At 67.1% G+C, this 4,447-nt stretch carries 5 protein-coding genes; 2 read left to right on the top strand and 3 right to left on the bottom strand.

Annotated features, from left to right (window positions below; translation table 11 throughout):
• Positions 1–146 precede the first annotated feature (146 nt).
• Genes ACFWF3_RS25685 through ACFWF3_RS25675 form a run of 3 tightly spaced genes read right to left on the bottom strand, consistent with a single transcriptional unit; the run spans position 147 to position 2,244 of the window.
• Positions 147–920, bottom strand: coding sequence for a DUF72 domain-containing protein (locus ACFWF3_RS25685; protein WP_379315835.1), 774 nt, complete (start codon positions 918–920; stop codon positions 147–149).
• 23 nt (positions 921–943) lie between these two features.
• Positions 944–1,903, bottom strand: coding sequence for a TIGR03557 family F420-dependent LLM class oxidoreductase (locus ACFWF3_RS25680; protein WP_379315833.1), 960 nt, complete (start codon positions 1,901–1,903; stop codon positions 944–946).
• A 20-nt stretch (positions 1,904–1,923) separates the two neighbouring features.
• A complete protein-coding gene (locus ACFWF3_RS25675) occupies positions 1,924–2,244 on the bottom strand; it encodes a plasmid stabilization protein (RefSeq protein WP_379315831.1) in 321 nt (106 codons plus the stop codon).
• 81 nt (positions 2,245–2,325) lie between these two features.
• Between ACFWF3_RS25675 and ACFWF3_RS25670 the strand changes: the two genes are divergently transcribed.
• Together ACFWF3_RS25670 and ACFWF3_RS25665 are read left to right on the top strand one after the other, a co-directional pair.
• Complete coding sequence (locus tag ACFWF3_RS25670) at positions 2,326–3,084, top strand: rhomboid-like protein (RefSeq protein WP_379315829.1); 759 nt, start codon at positions 2,326–2,328, stop codon at positions 3,082–3,084.
• A 185-nt stretch (positions 3,085–3,269) separates the two neighbouring features.
• Complete coding sequence (locus tag ACFWF3_RS25665) at positions 3,270–4,274, top strand: YdcF family protein (RefSeq protein WP_379315828.1); 1,005 nt, start codon at positions 3,270–3,272, stop codon at positions 4,272–4,274.
• The last annotated feature ends 173 nt before the right edge of the window (positions 4,275–4,447 follow it).

Genomic DNA, 4,447 nt, shown 5'->3' with positions numbered 1-4,447 from the left:
CCCCTGGACACCGATCCCGGCTGGTGAGTACTGGTTCACCCCGCCTCCGATCTCGCGCCGATCATCGATCGCGCGACATCGGGGGCGGGGTTCGCCGTCTTGTCGAGACCGGGTTCGGCCTGATCCTGTCCCCATCGGCTCGCTGATCAGCCCGCGGTCGCGTGCACATCGGGTACTCGCGTCGCGTCCGCGCCCGCGGCCGCCGCGAGGTGGGCGAAGGTGACCGCGTCGCGGACCGCCGCACCACCGTGATCGTTGTTGAAATAGACGTAGCTGTCGGCGTCGGGGGACCAGGTGCCGAGCAGCCGATGCGCCCAGCCGCGCAATGCCTGCTTGCCGTAGGACGGCCGGGGAGCGGCGCGGCCGGCGTGCAGGCGTAGATAGGCCCAGTCGGTGGTGCGCCACAGCGGCGTGATCGGGTGCGAATCACGGTCCGCCCAGGTCAATGCCGCGCCACGGGATCGCAGGACGTCACCGATCTCGTCTGTCCACCACGAATCGTGGCGCGGTTCCACCGCCACTCGCACCGTGTCGGGGAAGCAGCGCAGACAGTTGTCGAGCAGATCGGGGTCCGCGCGCAGGGTCGGCGGCAGCTGGAGCAGGATCGGTCCGAGCCGATCACCCAGTCCCTCGGTCCGGTCGAGCAGGCGCTGCACAGGTTCGGCGGGGTCGCGCAATCGCTTGATATGGGTCAGGTAGCGACTCGCCTTCACCGCCATCACGAAGCCCGCGGGCGTGCGCTCCCGCCAACCGGCGAAGTTCTCCCTGCTCGGCAATCGATAGAACGCGTTGTTCGACTCCACCGTCGCGAACGCCCGCGCATAGTGCTCGAGCCACTGCCGGACGGGCAGCCCCGGCGGGTACAGCACACCCCGCCAGTCGCGGTACTGCCAGCCGGAAGTGCCGACGTACATGGGCATTTCGGCCTCCCTCCGCAGCGCTGTCAGATCTCCGAGCGGAGCAGGGGCGCGAGTTCGCTGCTGTAGAAGTCGAGGAACGCATCCATGTCGGGTCCCGCGTTCATCAGCACCACACGGTCGAAACCCGCGTCGGTGGCCTTGCGCACCGCCTCGACGTAGCGCTTCGGATCATTGCCGCAGACAAAGGATTCGAGCATGTCGTCCACTCGCACGGTGCTCGACGCGGCGGCGAAGTTCGCCGGATTGGGCAGCTCGCTCATCACCTTCCAGCCACCGGTCGACCACCGGTTGGTCGACAGTGCCGCTTCGGCGCCCGCGCGATCGTCCTCGGCGAAGGCGACCCCCACTTCGACGTAGCGCGGACCGGATCCGCCCTTGTCGTGAAAGGTCTGCACGAGTTCGGGATCGGGTTCGGTGGCGAACAGTCCGTCGCCGAGTTCGGCGGCGATCGCCGCGGCGCTCGGCCCGCCCGCGGCCACCGCGATCACCGGCGGTGTCTGCGGCAGATCGAACACCCGCGCGTCCGACAGCTCCAGGAACTCGCCGTAATAGTTGCGATAGCCGCCGCGCCACAGCAATCGGATGATCTCGAGCGCCTCGCGCAACATCCGCTGACGGATCAGCACCGGCGGGAACTCGTGGCCGATGACGTGCTCGTTGAGTCGCTCGCCCGAACCGATGCCCAGGGTGAACCGCCCATCCGAGACCAGGGCGGTGGTGGCGGCGGCCTGGGCGATTACGGCGGGGTGATAGCGGATGGTCGGACAGGTCACGCCGGTGGCGAGCCCGATGTCGGTGGTGCTCGCCGCGATCGTGCCCAGGACCGTCCAGGCGAAGGGCGAGTGGCCCTGCTCGTCGAGCCACGGGTGGAAGTGGTCGCTCATCTCGACGAAATCGAAACCGGCCGATTCGGCCCGCACTGCCTGTCGAACAAGCTCTTTCGGGCCGAAAGCCTCGGCCGCCAGTTTGAATCCGAGCTGCATGGCGAACCTTTCGCTGGGGGTCAGCTACGGCCGAGGGCGTTGGCCAGTTCCTGCTTGTTCATCTTGGAACGGCCGTCGATATTGCGGCGGCGGGCCTCGTCGTAGAGCTGATCGCGGGTCTTGCCGCCGCCCTGCGCCCGCTGGCCGCTGCGTTGCGAAGAACCGCGCGATCGCGACGATTTGCTCGAGCCCTTGGTCTCGCCGTGCTGGGCGCGCGTCTTGTTGACCGTCCGCGCGGCGATCTCCTCGGCCCTGCCCTCGCTGCGGCCGCGCTCGCGCTCGGACTTCTTGATGTCTTCGTACTGCCGTTCGCGCTTGTCACTCCAGGCTTGTTGAGGCATCACGTGCTCCGTTCCGGTCGGTGGACGGCTCTGGTTGCCGCCTACCCGGGGATCGGCCGGGGAAACAACCGCCCGGCGAGGATGACCGGAACCGTGATCGAGGACTGGCACACTGGCGTGGTGAGCGCCTCGGGCAGCGTGCGGGCGGCCGCCGCCTCGGCGTGGCGGTGGATTCGCAGCGCTCCCGGCACCTATGTGTGGCTGGCGGCGCTGGGTGTGACCACCGCGATCCAGCAGCGGCTCACGCCGGAGGAAGCCAGAGTCTGGCTCGGGCACCGCTCGACCAATCTCGATCGTCTCGGCGACGACCCGATCCGGGTGCTGATCGGCAGCGCGTTCTGGACCGACGGCGGCGGGTGGCTGGTCTACGCGGTGCTGTTCAGCCTCGTGCACGCCAACGCCGAACGGTGGCTCGGGACGCTGCGCTGGCTGGTGGTGGTCGTCCTCGCCCATGTCGGCGCCACGTATCTCAGCCAGGGCGTGCTGCTCTGGGCGATTCGCCACGACAGAGCCCCGGAGCGTGCGGCGTTCGCGCTCGATGTGGGAGTCAGCTACGGGCTGGCCGGAGTCGCCGCTGTCCTCGCCTACCGTGTGTTGCTGCCGTGGCGGGTGCTGTACGTGCTCGGTGTGCTGGCGGTCTGTGTGCCACCGGTATTCCTGGACCGCACGTTCACCGATGTGGGCCACGCGGGTGCGGCGTTGATCGGCTTCGCGTGCTATCCGCTGACGCGAGGGCGGGCCCGCGACTGGGATCCGAGCCCGCGCCTGCGCGAATCGTGTCTTCGGATCAGACGAAGAATTCGACGATCATCCTGGCCCACCACTGGAAGTAATCGATGACCATGATCGCTCACCGCCTTCCCTTCGCCCTTGTCAGTTACCGATCAGCTGTTGCGAGTAGAGGGGCATAAGACTGATAAACATGCTGGTGAACAAGTTTTCATCCGCATGTATCGGTGTTTTCCAGTAGGTGTGAGCAATAGATCGGCAATCTGATTCGCCGGTACTGCGGTTAGGGTGGCCCGGTGATCTTGCTGGCGATAGGTGTGGTTCTGCTCGGGGTGTTCGCGCTGTCTTTCCGTCAGGAGCGGCGCCGGTTCGGCAACGCGGTGTTGCTGCTGCTCGGAGTCCTGTGTGTCGGCGCCGCGCTGATCGGTTCGGGCGCCGAAGGATCAGGGCCCGAAATACTGGTCTTCTTCGCCCTGGCGCTGTCGCCGCTGCTCGTGCTGGTCCTGGCCGGACTGCTGATGCTCAACGGAGTGGTGATGCTGCGCCGCGAGGGCGTGCGTCCGGCGAACCTGCTCTCCTTCGGTCTCGGCGTCGCGCTGCTGGTTCCGTACGCGCTGCTGGTGATGGCGGTGATCGCCGAGTGGGTGGTGCTCGGGGTGTTGCTGCTCGCGGTGGTGCTCGTCGCCGCCTACCTCGGCTTCGTGCTGGTCGCGTTCCTGCTCTATTCGGTCGTCTACGGCGGGGTTACCCGCACCGACGACGCCGTCGCGATCGTGGTGCACGGCTCCGGCCTGCTCGGAGACCGGGTCCCGCCGCTGCTGGCGAGCAGGCTCGACCGCGCGCTGCAGATCTGGCGTACCGACCGCGCGCACGGCCCCGCGCCGCTGTTGGTGACCAGCGGCGGCAAGGGCTCCGACCAGAAGGTTGCCGAGAGCACGGCGATGGCCGCCTACCTCGTCGAACACGGCGTGCGCGACGACGAGATCCTGCGGGAGGATCGCTCGACGACGACCCGCGAGAACCTGCTGTTCAGTCGGGAACTGCTCGCCAGACAGGGGATAAACAGCCGCATTCTGCTGGTCACGAGCAATTTCCATGTGCTGCGGACCGCGTTGCTCGCCCGTTCGGTCGGGATCGACGCCCAGGCGGTCGGCGCGCCGACCGCGCGCTACTACCTGCCCAGCGCTGTCCTGCGCGAATACGTCGGGATTCTGGCCGAACACAAGGCGATCAACGCCGTGATGTGCGGGTTGCTGGTGGCGGCGCCGGTCGCGCTGGCGATCTTCGGTGCGGACAACTGACACATTTAGGTGTTACGTACAGTTATGGATAGTTGTATCATCGGAACTACCGAGCAGGACGCAACGTCGCGACCTGGGGCACGGAGGTCCGTGCGCGGTTGATCGAGGAGTACCGATGAAGCTATTTCCTTGGGGAAGAGAAAGCCCGGAGATCGATCCGGGCGTGGTGGCAT

The sequence above is a fragment of the Nocardia sp. NPDC060220 genome (assembly GCF_042727815.1).
Lineage (GTDB): Bacteria > Actinomycetota > Actinomycetes > Mycobacteriales > Mycobacteriaceae > Nocardia.
The sequence above is the reverse complement of the archived record's forward strand: the minus strand, read 5'-3'. Positions and strand labels throughout refer to the sequence as shown.

Excerpts from the sequence above, each read along its gene's own strand:
- ACFWF3_RS25685 (WP_379315835.1), bottom strand. The coding sequence starts at position 920 with ATGCCCATGTACGTCGGCACTTCCGGCTGGCAGTACCGCGACTGGCGG.
- ACFWF3_RS25680 (WP_379315833.1), bottom strand. The coding sequence starts at position 1,903 with ATGCAGCTCGGATTCAAACTGGCGGCCGAGGCTTTCGGCCCGAAAGAG.
- ACFWF3_RS25675 (WP_379315831.1), bottom strand. The coding sequence starts at position 2,244 with ATGCCTCAACAAGCCTGGAGTGACAAGCGCGAACGGCAGTACGAAGAC.
- ACFWF3_RS25670 (WP_379315829.1), top strand. The coding sequence starts at position 2,326 with ATGACCGGAACCGTGATCGAGGACTGGCACACTGGCGTGGTGAGCGCC.